This window comes from Actinobacillus porcitonsillarum, assembly GCF_003101015.1.
GTDB lineage: Bacteria > Pseudomonadota > Gammaproteobacteria > Enterobacterales > Pasteurellaceae > Haemophilus_A > Haemophilus_A porcitonsillarum.
Map to the genome: position 1 here is coordinate 1,522,481 of NZ_CP029206.1, position 22,798 is coordinate 1,545,278.

Below are 22,798 nucleotides of genomic sequence, written 5' to 3' on the forward strand. Positions count from 1 at the left end.
TTGCAAAATTAAACCGCTTTTTTAATAGAATTTATTGTGCAAAAAATTATTAAACAACGTCCTGTATTAACTCATCTCCAATTATCGGATCACCCGCTGCTAAATCGGCTATATCAAAGCCGAGGGGTACAATCGACAAAAGAGTTAGAACGAACACTTCAACATTTACACCATCCACAACAACTTTCAGGCATAGATCAAGCAACCGATTTATTGGTTGAGGCTTATGAGCAACAAGCCAACATTATTATTGTCGGCGATTTTGATGCTGATGGTGCAACAAGTACCGCATTAACTTTACTTGCCTTACGTCAACTGGGGTTCCAGCATGTTGAGTATCTTATTCCAGATCGTTTTTCTCAAGGCTATGGCTTGAGCCTTGATATTGCCAATATGATTTTGGAAAAAGAGGTGGATTTAGTTATTACGGTAGATAATGGTATCTCTTCATTTGAAGGCATTGCATTGTTAAAAGAAAATGGGATCAAAGTATTGGTTACCGATCATCATTTACCGGCAGAACAACTGCCTAATGCGGATGCGATGGTTAATCCGAATTTATCTTATTGCCCGTTTCCTTCCAAATCTTTAGCTGGTGTGGGCGTTGCGTTCTACGTGATGTTGGCATTGCGTAGTAAAATGCGTGAGAAAAATTTATTTCAAGGTAAAGAACCTAACTTAGCCGAGTTATTGGATTTGGTTGCATTAGGCACGGTGGCAGATGTTGTGCCTTTAGATCATAATAATCGAATTTTGGTACACCAAGGTTTAAATCGTATTCGTTCGGGTGCATGTCGTGTGGGCATCAAAGCCTTAGTGGAAGTAGGAAAACGAGATTTAGAAACATTACAAGCTGCCGATCTCGGTTTTGCGATTGCTCCAAGACTTAATGCAGCTGGTCGTTTGGAAAATATGTCGTTAGGGGTTGAATTACTCACGGCGGATAATATGGACATCGCCCGACAATTAGCTTTTGAATTAGACAGCTTAAATCAGACACGTAAAGAATTTGAGCAAGAGATGAAAACGGAAGCATTAGCCATTTGTGCGAAATTGCCAAGTCTGGCTCAAAAGGAACAAGCGCACGGTATTGTTTTGTATCAACCCGATTGGCATCAAGGTGTGATTGGGATTTTAGCTTCTCGAATTAAAGATCAATTCCATCGCCCGGTGATTGCGTTTGCACAAGAAAATGAGGATAGTCCATTTATTAAAGGCTCCGCACGTTCTATTAATGGGTTACATATGAGAGACTTATTAGAACGTATTGATAGCCATTACCCTGAGTTGATCGTTAAATTTGGTGGGCATGCAATGGCAGCGGGTTTGACGATTCATCAAGATAATTTTCTCAAATTCCAAAAAATCTTTGATGAAAAAATTGATGAAATGATTGAGCCAGAGTTATTGCAAGGCATCATTTATACGGATGGCGAATTGCAAGCGGATGAATTTACACTTGAAATTGCAAATTTATTACAGCAAGCCGGACCGTGGGGACAACATTTTCCTGAACCGACTTTTGAAGGTAACTTTCGAATTTTACAGCAAAGATTACTAGGTGGAAAACATTTAAAAATGATGCTAGAAAATGAAAAGGGAACCTTACTTGATGCGATTTGGTTTAATATAGATTTAAGATCATTTCCTGATATGTCAGTGAAAAAAGCCAAAATAATTTACAAACTTGATATAAATGAATACAAAGGTAATAAAAATTTACAATTAAGAGTGGAAAATGTAATTGTATAGTAATTACCTAACATAGATGTAGAATTTAATAAATTTGTATTGTAGAATTCGATGGTCTCATATTCCTCAAAGGATTCATGAGTCCTTGAATAAAATTTCTACCTATATAAGGAATAAACGATAATGAAAAAAACAACTATTTTTCGTGGCTTGTTATTATCAAGCGTTGCAGTTGCAGTAGCTGCTTGCGGTAATTTAAGCAATGTATCTGATGAAGGTCAGATTGAAAATCCAGTTTTTCCAAAAATTTCAGAATCAGAATTTAACCATGATGGTTCACAATTCGGTTCTTGGCCAAACTGGGAAAACGTTCGTCAAATCGAACGTGGTATGAATAAAGACCAACTTTACTACTTAATTGGTCGTCCTCATTTTGAAGAAGGGCTATACGGCGTTCGTGAATGGGACTACGTATTTAACTATCGTGAAAATGGTGTCCACAAAATTTGTCAATTCAAGATTGGTTTTGACAAAAACATGAATGCACAAAGCTTCTTCTGGTATCCAAATGGCTGTAATGGTAACTCATCATTCAGCTTAAGCGGTGACTTCTTATTTGATTTCGATAAAGATACATTAACTACTAAAGGTAAAGAAGTGGTTGATAATGTTGCTGCACAATTAAAATCATCTAAAGCACAACAGGTTAAAGTTGCAGGTTATACAGACCGTTTAGGTTCAGTAAACTATAACTTAGATTTATCACAACGCCGTGCTAACATGGTTAAAGCTCGTTTAGTTCAACAAGGCGTAACAGCTCAAATTGAAGCAGTAGGTTACGGTAAAGCAAATCAAGTTAAAGCATGTGATGGTGAATCAGGTCAAGCATTACGTGACTGTTTACGTCCAAACCGTCGTGTAGAAGTATCAGCTAACGGTGGTGTTTTAAAACAAAGTGAAGGTGGTAATGTTGCAGGTCCAAATGGTCCAGCTCCGTTATATCAAACACCAGCATACAACTCTGGTAAATAATTTACAGTTCTTTAAGAACTGAGTAGAATAAAGGGTAATCTGAATGGGTTACCCTTTATTTTTTATGTATGGAGAGATTTATGACTTACCAAGCAGTAGCTTTTGATCTAGACGGCACTTTACTTTCCTCGCAAGCAACCATTTTAGAATCAAGCAAGCAAGCTATTCAACGAATAAGAGACAAAGGCATTAAAGTTTTTTTTGTGACAGGTCGTCATCATACAGCTGTTCGACCATATTACGCAGAAATTGGATTAGATACTCCCGTAGTTTGTTGTAATGGCACTTATTTATATGATTTTAAGCAAGATAAAGTGCTTGAAGGAAATCCTTTATCTGCAGAGCTCGCTTCACAATTGATCAATCAAGCTCAAGCTGAAGGCATTCATACAGCAGTTTATTTTCGTGATGCAATGACCTATGAGCAACTCAACCCACATTTCACTAAATTCAAAAAATGGGTAGATTCTTGTCCTGAATCGGTTCGTCCGGATGTTCATCAAGTTGAAAAATTCCAAAAAGAGATTGATAAAGGCACATTAGTTTGGAAAGTACTTATCAGTGATCCTGATTTAGAAAAAATGCAAAGTTTTGTGAAAACATTACCGCTTGATCAAGTTAGCCCGGAATGGTCTTGGGTAGATCGTATTGATATTACGGCAGTAGGGAATAGTAAAGGGGCAATGTTGGCTAAATTACTTGAACGTGAAGGCATTTCGCCTCAAAACGTTGTGGCATTTGGCGATAATTTTAATGATATTTCGATGTTAGAGCTTGTTGGTTTAGGCGTTGCAATGGGGGGCTCAGAAGCCGAAGTTCAGCAACGCGCGAAGAAAACCATTGGTTCTCACGATCAAGATAGTATTGCACAAGAACTCACGACCCTGTTTAATCTTTAATGAATACGTTCGTCATTAACCCTAAAAATTCAATCGCAAGGCGCATCGGATTATATTTCTTTATTATTATCGGATTTGCCACGTTAATTAGTGGCATTTCGCTCGGTATTATGTGGAGCAATAAATCCGATGCTAGCCTTATCAACGTATCGGGCTCATTACGCTACCAAAGTTATCGTTTTTGGCACGAGATGAACCATGCGCCTGAAAATATTGAATTAAGACTTGAAGAGTATCGAGCAAGTCTAAATTCTCCGGAATTACAAGCATTAAATTCAAGCTATTTATTACCTAAAGAGGTAAAAGCACGCTATCAACGCCTAAAAGATGTATGGGAAGAGATGGCGTTGTATATTCGTCATCAGGATCATGAGAGCTATTTATCTCGCATTGAACATTATGTGAAGGAAATAGATGCTTTTGTCTCTGCTTTACAGAAGTTTGCTGAGTTTAAACTTAAGATCGCCATTAGTGTCATTGCGATTTCGATGTTGCTTATTATTGCCCTTGCCTATTATGGTATTTGGTATACCCGTAAACGAATTATTAAGCATTTGGATCAATTAGTTTTGGCGAGCCAACAAATTCAGCAAGAAGATTTTGATCATGTTAATTTAGCCATTAATGAGCAAAATGAGTTGGGAGTACTCTCAAAAACCTTTACACAAATGGCGAGTGAGTTGAAAAAACTTTATACCTCATTAGAAGATAAGGTTGCAGATAAAACACGGCGTTTAACCGCAGTGAATCGTTCAATGATGGTGCTTTATCATTGCTCACAAATTTTGACCTCGAAGCCGGTTAATCGAGATCTGCTTTTACAAGTGTTAGAGAGAGTGCTTGCTAATGAGCAATTAAAAGGGATTGCTTTAGATGTTTATGGTGCAGATTATTGGAATATTACGCTTGATACTGACTTATTAAGCGACCAGTGGCAAAAGTATGAGATTGCGATTGAAAATGAAAAAATCGCCATGCTTCGTTGGAAATCCTCTTTATTATGCCCAGATGAGCGTTTGTTACATAGTGTAGCTGAAATGATTGGGCGTAGTATTTATGTCGTACAAAATCATAAACAGCAACAGCAATTGATTCTGATGGAAGAGCGTTCAATTATTGCAAGGGAATTACATGATTCTCTCGCCCAGTCTTTAACATTTTTTAAAATTCAGATTAGACTATTGCAGCGTAATGGCGAAACAGAGCAAGATTGGGAAAAACAAAAAGCGATCCTTAATGATCTTGAGAAGGCTTTAAATGATGCTTATAGTCAATTGAGAGAACTACTTTCAACTTTCCGCTTAACCATCGATGAAGCGAATTTGACCAGTGCATTGGAAAGGATATTAGATACTTTACGCGCAAGAACATCTGCACAGATTAGGCTAACTTGTAAGTTACCGTCATTAATGTTTAGTGCACAAGAACAAGTGCATGTCTTACAAATTATACGAGAGGCGGTCATTAATGCTATTAAGCATGCGGATGCGAGTGAAATAGAGGTTATTGCGGAAACCAATGCCGATGGCGAACATTGTTTAATGATTCTTGATAATGGAAAAGGTATTGAAACAGATATCGAACCTGAAGGACATTATGGTTTAACGATTATGAAAGAGCGAGCTACAGAGCTACATGGTGAATTTAAAATTCAAAACCGCCCGGAAGGGGGGACTTTAGTGATGGTTATTTTGCCTAATATGCTCAGCAAGCGGTAGAATATGAAGAAAATTTTGCATATTAATGATAATAAGGAAAAGAAATGCGTATCCGCAAATCTATAGAAACCGATTTTGAAACAATTTTAGCCATTTATAATCAAGCTATCCCAACCCATCAAATTACGGCGGATCTTGAGCTGGCAACGACAACTAATCGCCGTGCATGGTTCGATTTTCATCTATCAAGTGAAAAATATCCAATATGGACAGTTGAAGATGAAGAAGGGATTGCCGGCTGGTTTAGTTTCTCGCCATTTTATGAGCGTCCCGCTTTTATTCATACTTCAGAAATCAGTATTTATTTAGATGGAAAGGCAAAAGGAAAGGGCTACGGTTCAGAGATCATTCAATTTATGCAAGCAGAAATGTTGAATCACGGTATTCATACTCTGATGGCATATGTGTTTGAAATGAATGAAGTGAGTCAGAAATTGATGTTCAAACATGGTTTTGAACAATGGGGACGTTTCCCGAATATAGCCAATATGGGGAAAGATGAGCAAGGGCAAGATAAATGGCGAACGTTGTTGATGCTTTCTTATCAGCGTATTTAGATGAAAACTGGAGAGATTCTCTCCAGTTTTTTCTTTTTTACAATAAAGATGGTGCAGCTTGAATTAATGTTTTTGTATAGCTATCTTTTGGGTTGTTAAATACCACATCCGCAGAACCTGTTTCAATAATTTTCCCTCCATTCATGACAACGATTCGATCAGAAACTTGATGGACGGTCTGTAAATCGTGAGAAATAAAGACCATCGCAAGATTGAGTTCTTTTTTGAGATCGGCAAGTAGATTTAATACTTGCGCACGTACCGACACATCTAATGCTGAAGTAGGTTCATCTGCCACAATCAATTTAGGACTTAACGCTAATGCTCTGGCTATCGCAACACGTTGTTTTTGACCACCGGAAAGGCGAGTCGGCTCAACCTGTGCGGCAGAGCGAGGGAGTCCAACGCGAGAAAGGAGTTCATAAACACGTTTTTCTCGCTCTTTGGGTTGTAAGACATTGTGAATATCCATTGGATCTTTCAAAATATCCAATACCCTCATTCTAGGATTAAGTGCGGTAGCCGGATCTTGGAAGATAACAGAAACTTGCCGACCAAACTGTTTTCGAGCCTCTGCACTACCATACTTCATTTGTAATCCATTGAATTTAATTGTTCCGGCAGTCGGTTTTTGTAGCCCGATCATCACATTTGCTAATGTGGATTTACCACAGCCGGATTGTCCAACCAGTCCAACAGTTTCGCCTGCGTAAATCGATAAATTGACATGGTCAATTGCCGTGAATTTTTTAGGGTTGAACAGCGTACCATCACGAGAAGCAAATTCCACAACAATATCGGATAACTCAATAATAGGTTGTTCTTTTAACACTTTCATACTCATATTATCCTCCTATTTTGCTGAGCTTAAATGTGAAGCCCAGAGGTGTTTTGGATGATCTTCTGTGGCAACGAGTGGTAAACGTTGTTCTGGATTTGCTTCAGGGCGTAGAGAACGACTTGCAAATCGGTCGCCTTTGGCAAAATCAAATGGTGAAGGCACGCTACCCGGTATTTGATATAAACGTTTTGCCCGCACTTCCGTAGAAAGCACAGAACCTAGTAATCCCCGTGTATATTCGTGAGTTGGGTAAGCCAATAGTGCAGAGGTCGGCGCAGATTCAACGACTTGTCCGGCATACATCACGGTAATATGGTGTGCCATTTGTGCGACAAGGGCGAGATCGTGGCTTACAAAGACCATGGCAAAGCCTAATTTTTCACGTAATTCATTTAATAATTTAATGACTTCGGCTTGAACGACAACGTCTAAAGCGGTTGTCGGTTCATCAGCAATAAGTAATTTAGGTTCTCGAGCTAAAGCCATTGCAATCAAGACACGTTGGCGTTGTCCACCTGAAAGTTCATGCGGATAACGGTTTAATGTTTTCTCAGGATCGAGTTTCACCCATTGTAATAACGTTTCAGCAGATTGTTTTCCGCCTCGGCTAATGAGTTGTGCCATTTGATCTTTGATGCGCATAGATGGATTTAAAGCACTTAATGCATCTTGGTAAATCATGGCAATTTCATGACCACGTAGTTGATTGAGTTCAGTTGATTTTAATAAATCATGCTGTTTTCCACTGCGGTCAGTGAAAAGAATCTCACCGGTAATTTTTGCACTCTTCGGTAACAGTCCCATAATAGAGAAAGCTGTAATAGATTTTCCGCAACCTGATTCGCCCACTAACCCCATGGTTTCGCCTTCATGGACTGTAAAGCTAATTTCATCGACAAGCGGAATATCGCCATAACGATTAGGGAAGCGGATAGAGAGGTTTTTCACTTGTAAAATCGGTTTGGCATCGTGTTGTAATTGCATCCGATCTGTACGAGAAATTTCTTTCTCATGTAGCTGATTCAAATAACGTTTTAATGCTAATGTTTCGGCCATCGCCTCTTGTACATCTGTGGATAACGGTTTGGCTACATCTTCTTTTTGTTTGGTTGTCCGTTTTAATTTTGGATTTACCAATGCGTCTGTAAGCCCTTCCGCTAAGATGTTTAAAGCTAAGACCGTAAGTAAAATAAACATACCGGCAAAGGTTGTTGCCCACCAGAAACCGCTCAAGACAAGGTTACGACCTTCAGATAAGATATTCCCCCAAGATGGGAATGGCGGTTGAACACCTGCACCTAAGAAAGAGAGTGACGCTTCAAAAACAATGGCATCCGCAACCATTACGGTGGCAAATACTAAAACAGGAGCAGCCGTATTGCGAACCACATGTTTTAACAAAATATAAGTACGACTTCCGCCTAATACCCGTTCAGCACGAACATAGTCTTCTTCCCATTGTGAGATTACATTGGCACGAACCACTCGAGCGAGTTGTGGGGTATAAACGACCGCAATGGTTATAATGATGACCGGCACGGAATTGCCAAAGGTGGCTAATAATACCGCCGCAAGTGCAATACCCGGGAAAGCCATTAGAATGTCCATTAAACGCATAATGACTTCGTTCCCTAGTTTATCTGCGGTTGCAGCCGTTGCACCTAAAATACCGCCGAAGATAATTGCTACCCCAACGGCACCTAAGCCGATAAAGAGAGAGGTTCTTGCTCCCCAAACCATACGAGAGAAAATATCACGTCCCAAGCGGTCGGTTCCGAATAAAAATTCGCTATTTGGTGCTTGAACAGGGCGTATGGTTTGTAATGGATCATAAGGTGCAACAACAGGAGCCAGTATCGCAATGACCGCAATAAACACGATAAAAATTAAGGCGATTTTTGAACTGGTTGGTAAGGCTCTGAATCTTGCACCGCCATTTGCAAGCCGAGCGGCTAATCCTTGACGAAACATTATAGACTCCGAATTTTAGGGTTAATCAATAAGTAGAGAATATCTACGATGATATTGACAAGCACAAAGGTAAAGGCAATGGTTAAGACAACACCTTGTACCAGATTTAAGTCGTGATTCACAATGCCGTTAAAGATGAGTTTTCCCATACCCGGCAGGTCGAAGATTTGCTCAATAACAACAGCACCACCCAATAAATAGCCGACACGCAAACCTAATACGGTAACCGGTGTAATTAACGCATTGCGTAAAACATTGTGGCGAATAACCGTAGCGTAAGGTACGCCATTACCAATTGCGGTACGTACGTAATCTTTATCCATTTCTTCTACCATTGTGGTTCGTACAACACGAATCAATGAGGCACAAACAGGAACAGCCAGTGCTAATGAAGGTAAAATCATCGAACGTAAGTATTCGTGCGGATCTTCACTAAAAGGTACGAAACCACCAGAAGGTAACCAGTCTAATTTAAGCGAAAAGTATTGAATCAATAAAATCCCTAACCAAAATGATGGTGTGGCAACCGCTGCGACAGAAACTAAGCGAATAACTTGATCTACCCAGCGATCTCGATAAAGTGCCGCAGTAATACCTAAGCTAAATGAGACAACGGCAGCAAGAAATACCCCAATAAAGGTTAATTGCAATGTGAGCGGAAAAGCTTTTGCGATCATGCTGACAATAGGTTGTTCCGGCGGTGTTGTCATACCAAAGTCTAAAACAAACAAATTGCCTAAAAAGCGAAGGTATTGCACGATCAGCGGATCGTTTAAGCCATGTTGTTCTCGATAGATTTCTTTAGCGGCTTCGCTAGCACTTTCGCCTAATGCAATAGTAGCAGGATCGCCTGGCGTAAATTGCAATACGATAAAAACTAAGGCAGTTACACCTAGAATCATGACTGGAAGAGCCATTAAACGTCGGAATAGAAGACGGAGGACGATTTCCATGTTTTTCTCCTCATTGTGATGGTTTTAGAAAAACAAGCGGTTAGATTTTATAAAAAAATTACAAGTGATGTAGGGCGTAAGCGAATTACGCCCTTAATAACGCTAATGATTATTTACGACCAACACCTAAGAATGAAAGACCCGTTGTTGGTAATGGTTGGAAGTCTGTGAGTGCTTTTGCATTCCATGCTGTTGGGAGTTTACGATGCACAATTGGGTAAAGCGGCACTTGTTCTGCAATAATGTTGATTGCTTTTGTCCAAGCAACTTTTGCTTCTTCATGTGATTTCGCTCTCACTGCTTCATCCAGTAATTTTTGGATTTCAGCATACTCTGGTGTATCTGCCCAGCGGAAACGACGTTTTGGCCATACATCACCACGATACCACCAACTGAGTAAGAGGTCTAAGTCATTACCGAATACAGATGGATCGCCCGGTGCAATCACGACTTCAAAGTTACCTTTATCAACATGTGCCCCATATAATGCACCAGATTGTAAATGTTGAAGGGTAGCTTTCACGCCTTTTAGCGCATTCCAAGATTCGAGAATCAATGGCGCACACTCTTTAACCCAAGCATGGTCAGTAGATAAGAGTTGGAATTTTAACTCTTTCACACCTGCTTCTTGGAGTAATGCCTCCGCTTTGGCTTTGTCAAAGTCGTATTGTGCATTAGCTTTGACATAATCAGGATGCGTATCTTGAACATAAGAAGTCGCGGCTTTTGCATTACCTAAGAACGCAATATCAATCAATTTTTGGGTATCTATCGCATAATGTAACGCTTGACGCACTTTAGGATTATTAAATGGTGCTTTTTCACAGTTAAACATTAAGAAGAGTAAGCCAAAAGATTGTACAGGCTGAACTTCCGTTTTACGTTTTAAGCGTTGTGCATCTAAATAAGGCACAGATTCCATAGCTTGGATACGACCAGATTCTTGCGCGGTGACACGAGCAGCATCATCTGCTAATAAGAACCATGTCATTTTTTCGACTTTAGCAGGATAAATACCGTTATATGCTGGGTTAGCTGCAAAAACGATACGGTCATCTTTTGTTGCAGAAACAAAACGATATGGACCAGAACCGATTGGGTTTGCATCAAAGGCAGATTGTCCTGCTTCTACGATATGTTTCGGCACAATTTTGACAATGGTCAAGCGTTCTTTAAATAAAGCAAATGGATATTTCAATTTAAATTCCACCACTTTGTCATCTAATGCCTTCACGGATTCAATAAATGGAATGAATTGTGCAAATAGCGAAGCTTTTGCCGGATCAAGCACACGTTCAAAAGAATACACAACATCTTCTGTTGTCACTGGTTTCCCATCGTGGAAAACGGCACCATCTCTTAATGTGACGTGATAGGTCACTTCATCTTTCATTTCAGGATCTTTGGCGGCAAGAGCAAGATAAGGCTGACGAGTTGCAGGGTGTAAGTCCACCAAACCTTCAAAAATATGTAAGTTTGCGGCTTGTGAAGACGCGCCGCTTGCGGTTAGAGGGTCAAAGCCAGTAGAGATTGGGTAAGCAATCCCCGCTTCAATACTGGAACCCGCCCGTATACTAGCAAATGCCTCTGAAGAAAAGGTGCCTAAAGTCCCACTAAAAGCCAAGCCAGCACTTGCACCAGCAAGCAATTTCATAAAATGGCGACGAGATTCATTGAGTTCAAATTGTGTTTTCATAGATTGCTCCTTTCATTGAAGTTGCATAAATGTATTTAAAAGGAATGAAAAAACCAAACGGATGCTTGTTTTTTATTCATAATAGAACAAAAAATTCATTTTTCAACCTTTTATTGGAGATTTGTTTCATTTTTGAGATCTTGTTCACATTTTTAGAAAAAAATAATGGAGTGAAATTTCAAAAAGCATATAATCGCTGAAAAATCTTAAATATTTTTTCATTATCCAAATAAAGAGGAGGGGATATGCGTAAATCCCAAGAAAAAATTTTGGCTCAAATTCAAAATGGACTCATTGCTTCTTGCCAACCTGTTGATGACGGACCAATGGATAAGCCGGAAATTGTGGCAGCAATGGCAATGGCTTCGGTTGTTGGTGGTGCGAAAGGCATCCGTATTGAAGGTGTTGAAAATCTGAAAGCAACCCGTCCTTATATTACCGTGCCGATCATTGGCATTGTGAAGCGAGATTTGCCTGACTCGCCTGTGCGGATCACGCCTTATTTGGAAGATATTGATGCGTTAGCCCAAGCAGGGGCAGATATCATTGCTGTCGATGGAACCTTTAGAACTCGCCCAGTGGAGCTTAAGCTGGCTGTCGAGCGTATTCATGCACAAGGTTGTTTAGCAATGGCGGATTGCTCCAATTTAGAAGAGGGTCTCTATTGTCAGCAATTGGGATTCGATATTGTCGGAAGCACGATGTCGGGTTATACCGGAGGAGTAGTTCCCGATGAGCCTGATTATCAGCTTGTGATTGATTTAAAAAATGCAGGCTGTTTTGTGATGGCGGAAGGACGCTATAACACACCGGAATTAGCCCAAAAAGCAATAGAAATTGGCGCTGATGCGGTAACTGTTGGTTCAGCTTTAACGCGCCTTGAACATATTGTGAGTTGGTTTGTAAAAGCGATTCAATCTGCGGAATCTGCTAAGGTTGGTTAATATGCGATGTTTATCAATAGATATTGGTGGCACCAAAATTGCGGCGGCGTTAGTTGAAAATAATCAGCTATCTCAACGAGTACAAATTGCTACACCGCAATCAAAAGAGAGTGGGGCAATGAAAGCCGTATTAGCCGAACTTGTTGCTCAGTATCAAGGACAATTTGATGCGATTTCGGTGGCTTCAACAGGGATTATTAACCAGGGTATTTTAACTGCATTGAATCCTAAAAATTTAGGTGGATTAGCGGAATTCCCATTGAAAGAAACATTGACGCAATTGACTGCTAAACCTATTTTTCTGTTAAACGATGTACAAGCTGCTGTTTGTGCGGAATATCAACACGAAGATCCTCAAGAAATTCAGAATTTTGTCTTTATCACCGTTTCTACAGGTGTTGGTGGAGGTATTATTCAAAATGGGCAGTTGTTATGTGAACCCCACGGTATTGCAGGGCATTTAGGTCATACATTAGCCGATCCGAATGGACCGATTTGTGGTTGTGGGCGACCAGGTTGTGTAGAGGTAATAGCCTCAGGGCGAGCAATTGAAGCCGCAGCTGCAAACTGGGAAGCACCTTGTTCGGCGAAAGAGGTCTTTGAACGTTTCCGCCAGCAAGAATTACAAGCGGTTCAATTAGTTGAAAGATCTGCAAAAGCAATCGCAAATTTAGTTGCGGATTTAAAAATTGGTTTGGATACACAAAAAATCGTTATCGGTGGAAGCGTTGGGTTAGCCGAGGGATATTTGCCTTTGGTTGAAAAATTCATGCAAGCCTTACCGTCTATTTATCATTGCCCTATTGTGAAAGCTCGTTATGCCGGCGATGCCGGTTTAATTGGTGCGGCGAAATGGGCAGAAATGAATCAACAGTTTTAAACATTAGGGGATATTTTATGAAAAACTTAACAGGTATTTTTAGTGCATTACTCGTCTCATTTAACGAAGATGGTACGATCAATGAAAAAGGATTACGCCAAATTATTCGTCACAACATAGATAAAATGAAAGTTGATGGGTTATATGTAGGCGGTTCTACGGGCGAAAACTTTATGCTTTCTACGGAGGAGAAAAAAGAGATCTTCCGTATCGCTAAAGATGAAGCCAAAGATCAAATAGCCTTAATTGCTCAAGTGGGCAGTGTGAATTTAAAAGAGGCTGTTGAATTAGGTAAATATGCAACTGAATTAGGTTATGATAGCTTATCTGCGGTCACACCGTTTTACTATAAATTCAGTTTTGCTGAAATTAAACACTATTACGACACCATCATTGCAGAAACCGGCAATAATATGATCGTTTATTCTATCCCATTCCTAACCGGGGTAAATATGGGCATAGAGCAATTTGGCGAACTTTACCAAAATCCTAAAGTTATTGGTGTCAAATTTACTGCAGGGGATTTCTATTTGTTAGAACGTTTGAAAAAAGCCTACCCAAATCATCTCATTTGGGCTGGGTTTGATGAAATGATGTTGCCGGCGGTTTCATTAGGTGTCGATGGAGCGATTGGTTCTACCTTTAACGTAAATGGCATTCGAGCCAGACAAATTTTTGACTTAACCAAAGCTGGCAAATTGAATGAGGCTCTCGCACTTCAACATGAAACGAATGACTTAATTGAAGGTGTTTTAGCAAATGGGTTATACCTTACCTTAAAAGAACTATTGAAGTTAGAAGGTATTGAGGCAGGATATTGTCGAGAGCCAATGACGGCAAAATTAACAGATAAACAAATTGAAGTGGCTAAACATTTAAAAGCGACATATTTATAATTTTCAGGAGGAAAATCAAATGCGTTTAATTCCCTTAGACACGGCAGAAGATGTTGCAGTATGGTCCGCTCGTTATATCGCAGATCGTATTAACCATTTTCAACCAACAGAACAAAATCCTTTCGTACTGGGCTTGCCAACAGGGGGAACGCCACTTAAAACATATCAAGAACTGATTAAACTTTACCAAGCCGGAGAGGTAAGTTTTAAACATGTGGTGACGTTTAATATGGATGAATATGTGGGACTTCCGCCTGAACATCCGGAAAGTTATCATGCTTTTATGCATAAACATTTTTTCGATCATATTGATATTCAACCTCAAAATATCAATTTGCTGAATGGTATGGCGGAAGATGTTAATGCAGAATGTGAACGTTACGAGGAAAAAATCCGTCACTATGGCAAAATCCATTTGTTTATGGGCGGCGTGGGTGTAGATGGACATATCGCCTTTAATGAGCCCGCCTCTTCGCTTTCTTCTCGAACACGGATTAAAACCTTAACCGAAGATACGCTTATTGCAAACTCGCGTTTTTTTGATAATGATGTGAATAAAGTCCCTAAATTTGCCTTAACAATTGGGGTAGGAACTTTGTTGGATGCTGAAGAAGTGATGATTCTTGTAACCGGCTACAATAAAGCCTTGGCATTACAGGCTTGTGTAGAGGGCGCAGTAAATCATTTTTGGACAGTATCAGCATTACAACTACATAAACGTGCTGTTGTGGTTTGTGATGAGCCTGCGACTCAAGAACTTAAAGTAAAAACCGTGAAATACTTTAAACAACTGGAGAAAAACGTAGCGAGATAGCGTATCATTGCGGTATTGATATGTTCTTGCCGAGATAATGGCGAGTTTTCTGGAGAATTAAGATGAAATATGCATTAACGAATTGTGTCATTTACACAGGCTTTGATGTGCTTTATCAGCATGCGGTAATAGTTGAGCATGACAAAATAGAAGCGGTCGTTTTTGAGAAAGATTTACCCAAAGATCTTCCGATGGTTGATTTACACGGCGCAAATTTAACTGCGGGCTTCATTGACCTACAACTTAATGGTTGTGGGGGCGTAATGTTCAATGAAGAAACGACCGTCAAAACGCTGGAGATTATGCAGGAAACCAATTTGAAATCCGGCACAACAAGTTTTTTACCAACATTTATTACCGCACCAGATGAAGGCATGAAGCAAGCGATTAACGTCATGCGTGATTATCTTGAGAAATATGATAATCAAGCATTAGGCTTGCACTTGGAAGGCCCATATTTAAGCATTGCGAAAAAAGGGGTTCACCGACCAGAATATATCCGTGAAGCAAACTATGACATGGTGGCATATTTATGCCGAAATGCAGATGTGATTAAGAAAATCACATTGGCAGCAGAAAATCCAACGGCGAAACATATTGAACGCTTTGTTCATGCAGGTATTGTCATTTCTATCGGACACTCTAATGCCGATTATCAAACGGCTAAACAAGCCTTTAAACAAGGGGCAACCTTTGCAACTCACTTACATAATGCAATGTCGCCCATTAGTTCAGGACGAGAAATGGGTGTTGTGGGTGCAGTGCTGGATAGTGATGATGTTTATGCCGGCATTATCGTTGATGGCTTACATGTGACTTATGGTAATATCAACATTGCTAAACGAGTAAAAGGCGATAAGCTCTGTATTGTAACCGATGCGGTGGCAGCAGCTGGCTCAGATATCGAACAATTCCAATTTGTTGGGAAAACCGTTTATGTGCGAGATGGTAAATGTTTTGATGAAAAAGGCACATTAGGAGGAGCCGCCATTACCATGATAGAGTCGATTCGTAATTCGGTAATTGAAGTGGGGATCCCACTTGATGAAACATTAAGAATGTGTAATCTTTATCCAGCCAGAGCGATTGGCGTTGATGAAAAACTTGGTTCGATTGAAGTGGGCAAAATTGCTAACCTTACGGCATTCAATGCACAATTTAAAGTGATTGGTACAGCTGTTAATGGAAAATGGAAAGCTAATGCCTAAAAAAATCTGCACCGAAAGGGTGCAGATTTTTTATCGAAATCTCGCTTGAGTAAAGTATTGCTTATCTTCCCAGCGTAACATAGTGAGATGGTTTCCCCATGCGCAGCCTGTATCTAAGGCATAAATATTCGGGCGTGTTGATTTCCCCATAAGGCTTGCCCAGTGTCCAAAAATAATACTCTCTTTTGCAAAATGCGGATTATCTAGTTCAAACCAAGCTTTTAGCTCAGAAGGTGCTTCTTCAATAGGTAATTTACACGCAAAATCTAACCGCTTGTCGGTATAACAAAAACGCATGCGAGTAAAAACATTCACGATATAACGCCAACGTTCTATACCGGTAAGTTGTTCATCCCAGTGGTCAGGCGTATTTTCATACATTTGAGCAATATAATCGGCATAATGGTCGCTTTTTAAAACCTTCTCTGCCTCACGAGCGCAACGAAACGTCGTGGGAAGATCCCATTCCGGGCTAATCCCTGCATGAACGAGAACAAAACCATGCTTAGGGTGTTGGATTGCAAGCGGTTGATTTCGAAGCCACTTTTGCAATTCCTCACGATCTTCAGCGGTAAAAATACTGTCAACATGATCGGACGGCTTTACTTTCTTAATCCCTAATAGGGTAGAGAGTAGATGCAAGTCATGATTACCGAGAACTGTTTGCGCTTTATTTCCAAGAGATTTCACAAAACGAAGACAAGCCAGCGAATCTTCGCCTCGCGCGACAAGATCGCCGGTTAGCCAAAGTTCATCATCTTGTGGATTAAAAGAAACTTGAGCAAGTAAAGCTTGTAACTCTTTGAAACAGCCGTGCAAATCGCCAACAATATAGGTTGCCATTTTTACTCCTTTTGTTTTTGTTCCTGCCTTCTCTTTTTAAAGAATGCACTGATTTTTTGACTACATTCATCACGCATTACTCCGCCACGAATTTGTAAAAAATGGTTCATTTTATAGTCTTCAAAAAGATGAAAGCGTGAGCCAATTGCCCCTGTTTTGTAATCCGAAGCGCCAAAAACTAAACGCCCAATACGACTATGCAAAATCGCACCGGCACACATTGGACAAGGCTCTAAAGTGACATAAAGCGTTGTGTCTAAAAGGCGATAATTTTGTAAATGCTGACCTGCCATACGAATGGCTTGAATTTCGGCGTGTGCAGTTGGATCAGAAAGGATAATCGAACGGTTCCAACCTTCGCCAACTATTTTCCCGCTTTTATCAACCAAAACAGCCCCGACGGGAATTTCACCTTCTTGTTCTGCTTTATCGGCAAGGGACAAAGCATATTGCATAAAGTAAACATCCTGTTCCGTTAAGGTTAAATCGCAATGGGTTTGAGAGGGTTGGATAAACATAATTTAATTAAAATAGTAGGGACACACTGAGTGTGTCCATCAATCACAATTTTAAATACAAGTAGCGGACACACGCAGTGTGTCCCTACAAGTCATCATTATCGGCGACCACGCTCGTTAAAACGTTTTTCTTTAAATCCGCCTTCTTTGCGATCTTTAAAGCCTCGTTCATCACGGCGACCATCTTTACCGCCACGACCTTTGCCACGTCCGCCTTTATCTTCGTAAGGATTCGCATTTGTTGCACCACCGGCAGGACCTAAGAAAGACATCTGCATTGGTTTGCTTAATACTCGGGCTTTTTGTGCAAAGTGTTGCACCAAGTGTTTTGGCATACCTTGAGGTAGCTCAATGGTTGAATATTTATCGTGCAATTTGATATGTCCGATATAACGGCTGTTAATGTCGCCCTCATTCGCAATTGCGCCCACAATATGACGAACTTCAACACCATCTTCACGACCGAGTTCAATACGATAAAGATCCATTGCGACACCGTTGTTATCACGATGTTCACGACCATTGCCACGTCGTTCCGCAGAGCGAGGGTTTTCACGGCCTTTACCTCGTTCACCACGTGCTGCTTTGATAACCGGATCTGGCGGAAGAATAAGTTTTTGTTTTTCTTGAAGTAGCATCATCATTGCAGCTGCAAGTTCTTCGTGATCTTGATCAGCGGTAAATAAATCTTCTAATAGTTCACGATATTTTTCTAAATCATGATGCTCAAGTTGTTTTTCGATACGAGCTTTGAATTTCGCTCGGCGTTTTTCCATTAAGATTTCGTGATTTGGAATTGCCACTTCATCAATAGGTTTTTTGATGAGATGTTCAATGTTACGCAGTAAGCGGCGTTCACGTGGTTCAACAAACAATAATGCACGACCAGAACGTCCGGCACGACCGGTACGACCGATACGGTGAACGTAAGATTCCGCATCTAATGGAATATCATAGTTTACAACAAGGCTGATACGATCAATATCAATACCACGCGCAGCCACATCAGTTGCAACAATAATATCTAGACGACCTGATTTCAGTTTATCTAACGCTTGTTCACGAGATTGTTGTGTCATATCGCCATTGAGCGCTGCCGCTCGGTAGCCGTTACGTTCACAAAGCTCAGCAATATCAATGGTGCCGGTTTTTGTGCGGGTAAAGATAATTGCCGCGTCAAAATCTTCTACTTCTAAGAAACGTAGAAGCGCATCATTTTTACGGAAGCCATTGACTAACCAGTAACTTTGCGCAATATCTGGTGCAGAACGTTGGGTAGCTTGAATTTTTACCTCTTGCGGATCTTTCATAAAACGCTTCGTGATACGACGAATAGGCTCTGGCATTGTGGCAGAGAAGAGCGCAGTTTGGTGATTTTCAGGTAATTCAGCCATTACCGTTTCTACGTCTTCAATAAATCCCATACGTAGCATTTCATCAGCTTCATCAAGTACGATGGCTTTAAGTGCTGATAGATCAAGTGTACCACGGCGAATATGGTCGAGAATACGCCCCGGTGTTCCCACCACAACTTGTGCGCCATTTTTTAATGCACGGATTTGAATGTCGTAACGCTGACCACCGTAAATGGTAACGGTACGAATACCACGCATATTTTTGGTAAATTGTTCACATGCATCTGCGACTTGAATCGCTAATTCACGAGTTGGTGCCATAACCAACATTTGAGGGTAGCGTTGTTCAGGATCAATTTGCGCAAGAATAGGCAGAGAGAATGCCGCCGTTTTACCACTTCCTGTTTGTGCCATTCCTAATACATCACGACCATTTAAAAGGTGTGGAATACAAGCCTGCTGGATAGGCGAAGGGGTAACAAATCCCATTTCATTTACAGCGTCAAGGATAGATTGTGGTAAGCCTAAGTCGGCAAAAGTTAAATTTGTTTCAGTCATAAAATTCCAAAAATAAAACGGAAGCTCACCTTACTCTCCCTCGTTTACGGAAGAGGGGGAAGTGAACATAGAATAAAAATTATATTGTTGAGCTTCTTAGGTAAGAAAAATATATAGAAAGCAAATCAATGCTTTATTAACCTGTTACAGTAAGCGGTTAAATTTGTAAAATTTTTTACAAAAATGACCGCTTTAATCGTCCTAATTATTCCCCAACAACCGTGGGAGTTTGAACATGACTTAATGATTCGTTATTACGAAGCTGTGAAAGTTCAAACAGGGCAAAACGATACTCAACAAAGTTAAACACTTGATTTGCAAGAGCAAGACGGAAGAGGCTGATTGCCTCATCTTTTTGATTCGATTTGAGTTTTTGTTTTGCTAAATAAAAGTAAGTTTCGGTTAAAATTTCAGCATAACTAGCCGTGTTAGGCTGGGCTTGAGCATCCATTTTATCGCGAAGTTGTTTTAATGATAACTCGCCTAAAAAATAGCGAACAATATTAATGCCCCAAAAGTCTTCTGAAAGCGTTTTGGAACGAGCCATTAAATTATTTTTTGCCTCTAAAGGTTTAAGTTCGAGTTCATTAAAATAAAGCCATAATGCACGATAAGGGTCGGATTTATCTTCATTATAAAAATGTAGTAAATCTCTCTCCGCTTCAGAATAACGACCACTATAATAAAATGCTAAACCACGATTTAAATGAGTATAAGCATAGTTAGGGTCAAGTTCTAATACAGCATTAAAAGCATCAACAGAGCTATCGTAATCATCCTCAAGTAATAGGTATAGCCCCATATAATTATAGGCGGAAACCATTTTCGGATTAAACGAAATCGCTTGGTTGAAATCATAACGAGCTAAAGACCAAAGTCCTAAACTATCGTAGAGTACGCCTCGTTCAAAATAGAGGTCAGCTCGTTCTGAATCCGTTAATTTTGCCTCTTGTAAGACTTGAGTTAAACGTACAACCATTACTTCTTGTTCAAAGCGTAATTGAGGGTTTAACTCGGCTAATGCAAGTTTATCAGTTGATATCATTTCAGATGAACGACTGACACAACCACTTAAAAAGAGTGTTAAAAAACCGAGTAGCAAAAATCGGAAAAAATGAGTCTGTTGTAACATCAGTAAACAGCCTTATTAGAGAAAAAGAATCAACCTCTTTTACAAGAGGTCGATAAGCATAAATTAGATTTCAGCTTGTTCTTCTTGAATTTGAACTTCTTCAGTTGTCTCTGTGGCTTCGTTATTTAAGTCTTTCATGGTTAAACGAATGCGACCTTGACGATCGATTTCTACCACTTTTACTTGAACTTCTTGGCCAACAGATAAGTAATCTGCAACACGTTCAACACGAGCATCAGTAATTTGAGAAATATGAACTAGTCCTTCTTTGCTGCCTAAGATAGAAACGAATGCACCGAAATCAACCACACGCGTTACTTTACCTTTGTAGATAGCGTTCACTTCGACTTCTGCCACGATCTCTTCGATACGCTCCATGACACGTTTTGCTGCATTGTTGTCTGTTGCTGCAATTTTCACTGTGCCGTCATCATCAATGTCGATTGATGTGCCAGTTTCTTCAGTTAATGCACGAATTGTCGCACCACCTTTACCGATCACATCTTTGATTTTCTTCGGATCGATCTTCATTGTGTGAATACGAGGTGCGAAGTCAGAAATTTCAGCACGAGGTGCTGGGATTGCTTGTTCCATTACACCTAAAATGTGCATACGTGCGCCTTTCGCTTGATTTAATGCGATACGCATAATTTCAGGGGTAATCCCTTCAATTTTGATGTCCATTTGTAATGCAGTCACACCTTCGCGGGTTCCAGCTACTTTAAAGTCCATATCGCCTAAGTGGTCTTCATCACCTAAAATGTCTGAAAGTACCACAAATTTCTCTTCTTCTTTCACTAAGCCCATTGCGATACCTGCAACCGCAGCTTTAATTGGCACGCCTGCATCCATTAACGCAAGAGAAGCACCACACACAGAAGCCATTGAAGAAGAACCGTTTGATTCGGTAATTTCAGATACCACACGTACTACATACGGGAATTCTTCTGCAGTTGGCATTACTGCTAACACACCACGTTTCGCTAAACGACCGTGACCGATTTCACGACGTTTCGGCGAACCGATACGACCTGTTTCACCTACTGAATATGGAGGGAAGTTGTAGTGGAATAAGAAGCGATCTGATTTTTCGCCTGTTAATTCATCAATGATTTGTGCATCACGTTCTGTACCTAATGTCGCAACCGCTAACGCCTGTGTTTCGCCACGGGTAAATAATGCTGAACCGTGCGTACGTGGTAGAACTCCTGTGCAAATGTCTAATGCACGAACGGTATCCACGGTACGACCGTCAATACGTGGTTCGCCTGCAATGATACGGCTACGGACGATTTGGCTTTCTAATGCTGTGATGATATCAATGATTTTACCTTCAGATACGGTTTCATCTTCAGCTGTTAACGTTGCGATAACTTCGGCTTTGATTGCGTCGATTTGTTCGTAACGTGCTTGTTTTTCTGTGATACGGTAAGCATCGCCGATACGTGCTTCTGCTAATGCTTTAACTTTATTGATTAAATCTGTATTTGGCTCTGGTGCAACCCAATCCCAACGTGGTTTGCCCGCTTCTTTCACAAATTCTTTGATGTTTTCAATCACAACTTGTTGTTGCTCGTGACCGAATACCACCGCAGCTAACATCTGTTCTTCCGTTAAGATGTCTGCTTCAGACTCAACCATTAATACTGCTTTGTCTGTACCTGCAACGACTAAATCTAAACGGCTTAAACGCTGTTCTGACATGGTTGGGTTAAGGACAAATTGGTTGTCAATAAAACCAACACGAGCCGCACCGATTGGGCCATTAAAAGGCACACCAGATAGAGATAATGCAGCTGAAGCACCGATCATCGCCACTAAATCAGGGCTGATTTGTGGGTTAACAGAAACCACTGTTGCAATCACTTGAATTTCGTTGAAGAAACCTTCAGGGAAAAGTGGACGAACCGGGCGGTCGATTAAACGAGCAATTAAAGTTTCGCCTTCAGAAGGACGACCTTCACGTTTGAAAAAACCACCAGGAATACGACCGGCAGCGTAAGTACGCTCTTGATAATCTACGGTTAATGGGAAGAAGTCTTGACCTTCTTTTACATCTTTTTTCGCAACGACTGTAACAAAAACAGTTGTATCATCCATGCTTGCCATAACAGCAGCAGTCGCTTGACGAGCGATTGCGCCTGTTTCTAGTGTAACGGTATGCTGACCGTATTTAAATTGTTTGACGATTGGAGTCATTTTGAATGTTCCTTTTAAATTTTTGGATTTATTGTTGTTTTATTTCCTAAAAATTGCGACTAGCAAAAATGATCTTGCTTGGAAAGATGACT

The 22,798-nt window shown here is 40.3% G+C and carries 19 protein-coding genes; 10 read left to right on the forward strand and 9 right to left on the reverse strand.

Annotation, left to right across the window (positions count from 1 at the left end; all coding sequences use genetic code 11):
* Positions 1-36 precede the first annotated feature (36 nt).
* From recJ to DDU33_RS07345, 5 genes are all read left to right on the forward strand, one after another.
* Entirely contained in the window at positions 37-1,752 is a 1,716-nt protein-coding gene (recJ, locus tag DDU33_RS07325) for a single-stranded-DNA-specific exonuclease RecJ (RefSeq protein WP_108924110.1), read from the forward strand.
* 123 nt (positions 1,753-1,875) lie between these two features.
* On the forward strand, positions 1,876-2,724 hold the full coding sequence (locus DDU33_RS07330) for an OmpA family protein (protein ID WP_005819477.1): 849 nt from the start codon (positions 1,876-1,878) through the stop codon (positions 2,722-2,724).
* Positions 2,725-2,804: 80 nt separating this feature from the next.
* The gene (locus DDU33_RS07335) at positions 2,805-3,623 is read left to right on the forward strand and encodes a pyridoxal phosphatase (RefSeq protein ID WP_108924112.1); all 819 of its coding nucleotides are present in this window, start codon (positions 2,805-2,807) and stop codon (positions 3,621-3,623) included.
* Positions 3,623-5,341: a nitrate/nitrite two-component system sensor histidine kinase NarQ gene (gene narQ / locus DDU33_RS07340; RefSeq protein ID WP_108924114.1), complete on the forward strand. Its 1,719-nt coding sequence runs from the start codon at positions 3,623-3,625 to the stop codon at positions 5,339-5,341. Before DDU33_RS07335 ends, narQ begins: the two co-directional genes overlap by 1 nt.
* A 44-nt stretch (positions 5,342-5,385) precedes the next feature.
* Positions 5,386-5,898 carry a GNAT family N-acetyltransferase gene (locus DDU33_RS07345; protein ID WP_005819473.1) on the forward strand — a complete coding sequence of 171 codons (513 nt, stop codon included), beginning with the start codon at positions 5,386-5,388 and terminating at the stop codon, positions 5,896-5,898.
* Positions 5,899-5,935: 37 nt separating this feature from the next.
* Here DDU33_RS07345 and DDU33_RS07350 read toward each other — a convergent pair whose 3' ends face one another.
* From DDU33_RS07350 to DDU33_RS07365, 4 genes are all read right to left on the reverse strand, one after another.
* Entirely contained in the window at positions 5,936-6,742 is an 807-nt protein-coding gene (locus DDU33_RS07350) for an ABC transporter ATP-binding protein (protein WP_108924116.1), read from the reverse strand.
* 9 nt (positions 6,743-6,751) lie between these two features.
* A complete protein-coding gene (locus DDU33_RS07355; protein ID WP_108924118.1) occupies positions 6,752-8,710 on the reverse strand; it encodes a dipeptide/oligopeptide/nickel ABC transporter permease/ATP-binding protein in 1,959 nt (652 codons plus the stop codon).
* Positions 8,710-9,663 (reverse strand): ABC transporter permease, encoded by a 954-nt coding sequence (locus tag DDU33_RS07360; protein WP_108924120.1) that lies wholly within the window; start codon positions 9,661-9,663, stop codon positions 8,710-8,712. The genes DDU33_RS07355 and DDU33_RS07360 overlap by 1 nt, the downstream gene beginning before the upstream one ends.
* 109 nt (positions 9,664-9,772) lie before the next feature.
* Positions 9,773-11,359 (reverse strand): ABC transporter substrate-binding protein, encoded by a 1,587-nt coding sequence (locus tag DDU33_RS07365; protein WP_108924122.1) that lies wholly within the window; start codon positions 11,357-11,359, stop codon positions 9,773-9,775.
* Between the two features lie 245 nt (positions 11,360-11,604).
* Here DDU33_RS07365 and DDU33_RS07370 point away from each other — a divergent pair, with 245 nt between their 5' ends.
* The 5 genes from DDU33_RS07370 to nagA all read left to right on the forward strand — a co-directional run bounded on the left by DDU33_RS07370 (position 11,605) and on the right by nagA (position 16,101).
* Positions 11,605-12,303: an N-acetylmannosamine-6-phosphate 2-epimerase gene (locus tag DDU33_RS07370; RefSeq protein WP_108924124.1), complete on the forward strand. Its 699-nt coding sequence runs from the start codon at positions 11,605-11,607 to the stop codon at positions 12,301-12,303.
* 1 nt (position 12,304) lies between these two features.
* Positions 12,305-13,183 (forward strand): N-acetylmannosamine kinase, encoded by an 879-nt coding sequence (locus DDU33_RS07375; protein ID WP_108924126.1) that lies wholly within the window; start codon positions 12,305-12,307, stop codon positions 13,181-13,183.
* A 17-nt stretch (positions 13,184-13,200) separates the two neighbouring features.
* Complete coding sequence (gene nanA / locus DDU33_RS07380; protein WP_005819462.1) at positions 13,201-14,079, forward strand: N-acetylneuraminate lyase; 879 nt, start codon at positions 13,201-13,203, stop codon at positions 14,077-14,079.
* Positions 14,080-14,098: 19 nt separating this feature from the next.
* Positions 14,099-14,893, forward strand: a complete 795-nt coding sequence (nagB, locus tag DDU33_RS07385; protein WP_005819461.1) for a glucosamine-6-phosphate deaminase — start codon at positions 14,099-14,101, stop codon at positions 14,891-14,893.
* A gap of 62 nt (positions 14,894-14,955) precedes the next feature.
* On the forward strand, positions 14,956-16,101 hold the full coding sequence (gene nagA / locus DDU33_RS07390) for an N-acetylglucosamine-6-phosphate deacetylase (RefSeq protein WP_005819460.1): 1,146 nt from the start codon (positions 14,956-14,958) through the stop codon (positions 16,099-16,101).
* A 30-nt stretch (positions 16,102-16,131) separates the two neighbouring features.
* Here the strand turns inward: nagA and apaH are convergent, their stop codons facing one another.
* From apaH to pnp, 5 genes are all read right to left on the reverse strand, one after another.
* Positions 16,132-16,944 (reverse strand): bis(5'-nucleosyl)-tetraphosphatase (symmetrical) ApaH, encoded by an 813-nt coding sequence (gene apaH / locus DDU33_RS07395; protein WP_005819459.1) that lies wholly within the window; start codon positions 16,942-16,944, stop codon positions 16,132-16,134.
* 2 nt (positions 16,945-16,946) lie between these two features.
* A complete protein-coding gene (gene tadA, locus DDU33_RS07400; protein WP_039895679.1) occupies positions 16,947-17,462 on the reverse strand; it encodes a tRNA adenosine(34) deaminase TadA in 516 nt (171 codons plus the stop codon).
* A gap of 98 nt (positions 17,463-17,560) precedes the next feature.
* The gene (locus tag DDU33_RS07405) at positions 17,561-19,375 is read right to left on the reverse strand and encodes a DEAD/DEAH box helicase (RefSeq protein ID WP_005819457.1); all 1,815 of its coding nucleotides are present in this window, start codon (positions 19,373-19,375) and stop codon (positions 17,561-17,563) included.
* Between the two features lie 205 nt (positions 19,376-19,580).
* The gene (nlpI, locus tag DDU33_RS07410) at positions 19,581-20,507 is read right to left on the reverse strand and encodes a lipoprotein NlpI (RefSeq protein ID WP_108924128.1); all 927 of its coding nucleotides are present in this window, start codon (positions 20,505-20,507) and stop codon (positions 19,581-19,583) included.
* 63 nt (positions 20,508-20,570) lie between these two features.
* Positions 20,571-22,706, reverse strand: coding sequence for a polyribonucleotide nucleotidyltransferase (pnp, locus tag DDU33_RS07415; RefSeq protein WP_108924130.1), 2,136 nt, complete (start codon positions 22,704-22,706; stop codon positions 20,571-20,573).
* Positions 22,707-22,798: the final 92 nt, after the last annotated feature.

Bases quoted from the DNA above. Each gene is read 5' to 3' on its own strand.
- nanA (WP_005819462.1), top strand. From the start codon at position 13,201: ATGAAAAACTTAACAGGTATTTTTAGTGCATTACTCGTCTCATTTAAC.
- DDU33_RS07370 (WP_108924124.1), top strand. From the start codon at position 11,605: ATGCGTAAATCCCAAGAAAAAATTTTGGCTCAAATTCAAAATGGACTC.
- DDU33_RS07350 (WP_108924116.1), bottom strand. From the start codon at position 6,742: ATGAGTATGAAAGTGTTAAAAGAACAACCTATTATTGAGTTATCCGAT.
- apaH (WP_005819459.1), bottom strand. From the start codon at position 16,944: ATGGCAACCTATATTGTTGGCGATTTGCACGGCTGTTTCAAAGAGTTA.
- nlpI (WP_108924128.1), bottom strand. From the start codon at position 20,507: ATGTTACAACAGACTCATTTTTTCCGATTTTTGCTACTCGGTTTTTTA.
- DDU33_RS07360 (WP_108924120.1), bottom strand. From the start codon at position 9,663: ATGGAAATCGTCCTCCGTCTTCTATTCCGACGTTTAATGGCTCTTCCA.
- tadA (WP_039895679.1), bottom strand. From the start codon at position 17,462: ATGTTTATCCAACCCTCTCAAACCCATTGCGATTTAACCTTAACGGAA.
- narQ (WP_108924114.1), top strand. From the start codon at position 3,623: ATGAATACGTTCGTCATTAACCCTAAAAATTCAATCGCAAGGCGCATC.
- nagB (WP_005819461.1), top strand. From the start codon at position 14,099: ATGCGTTTAATTCCCTTAGACACGGCAGAAGATGTTGCAGTATGGTCC.
- DDU33_RS07345 (WP_005819473.1), top strand. From the start codon at position 5,386: ATGCGTATCCGCAAATCTATAGAAACCGATTTTGAAACAATTTTAGCC.
- pnp (WP_108924130.1), bottom strand. From the start codon at position 22,706: ATGACTCCAATCGTCAAACAATTTAAATACGGTCAGCATACCGTTACA.
- DDU33_RS07405 (WP_005819457.1), bottom strand. From the start codon at position 19,375: ATGACTGAAACAAATTTAACTTTTGCCGACTTAGGCTTACCACAATCT.
- DDU33_RS07335 (WP_108924112.1), top strand. From the start codon at position 2,805: ATGACTTACCAAGCAGTAGCTTTTGATCTAGACGGCACTTTACTTTCC.
- DDU33_RS07330 (WP_005819477.1), top strand. From the start codon at position 1,876: ATGAAAAAAACAACTATTTTTCGTGGCTTGTTATTATCAAGCGTTGCA.
- nagA (WP_005819460.1), top strand. From the start codon at position 14,956: ATGAAATATGCATTAACGAATTGTGTCATTTACACAGGCTTTGATGTG.
- DDU33_RS07355 (WP_108924118.1), bottom strand. From the start codon at position 8,710: ATGTTTCGTCAAGGATTAGCCGCTCGGCTTGCAAATGGCGGTGCAAGA.
- DDU33_RS07375 (WP_108924126.1), top strand. From the start codon at position 12,305: ATGCGATGTTTATCAATAGATATTGGTGGCACCAAAATTGCGGCGGCG.
- DDU33_RS07365 (WP_108924122.1), bottom strand. From the start codon at position 11,359: ATGAAAACACAATTTGAACTCAATGAATCTCGTCGCCATTTTATGAAA.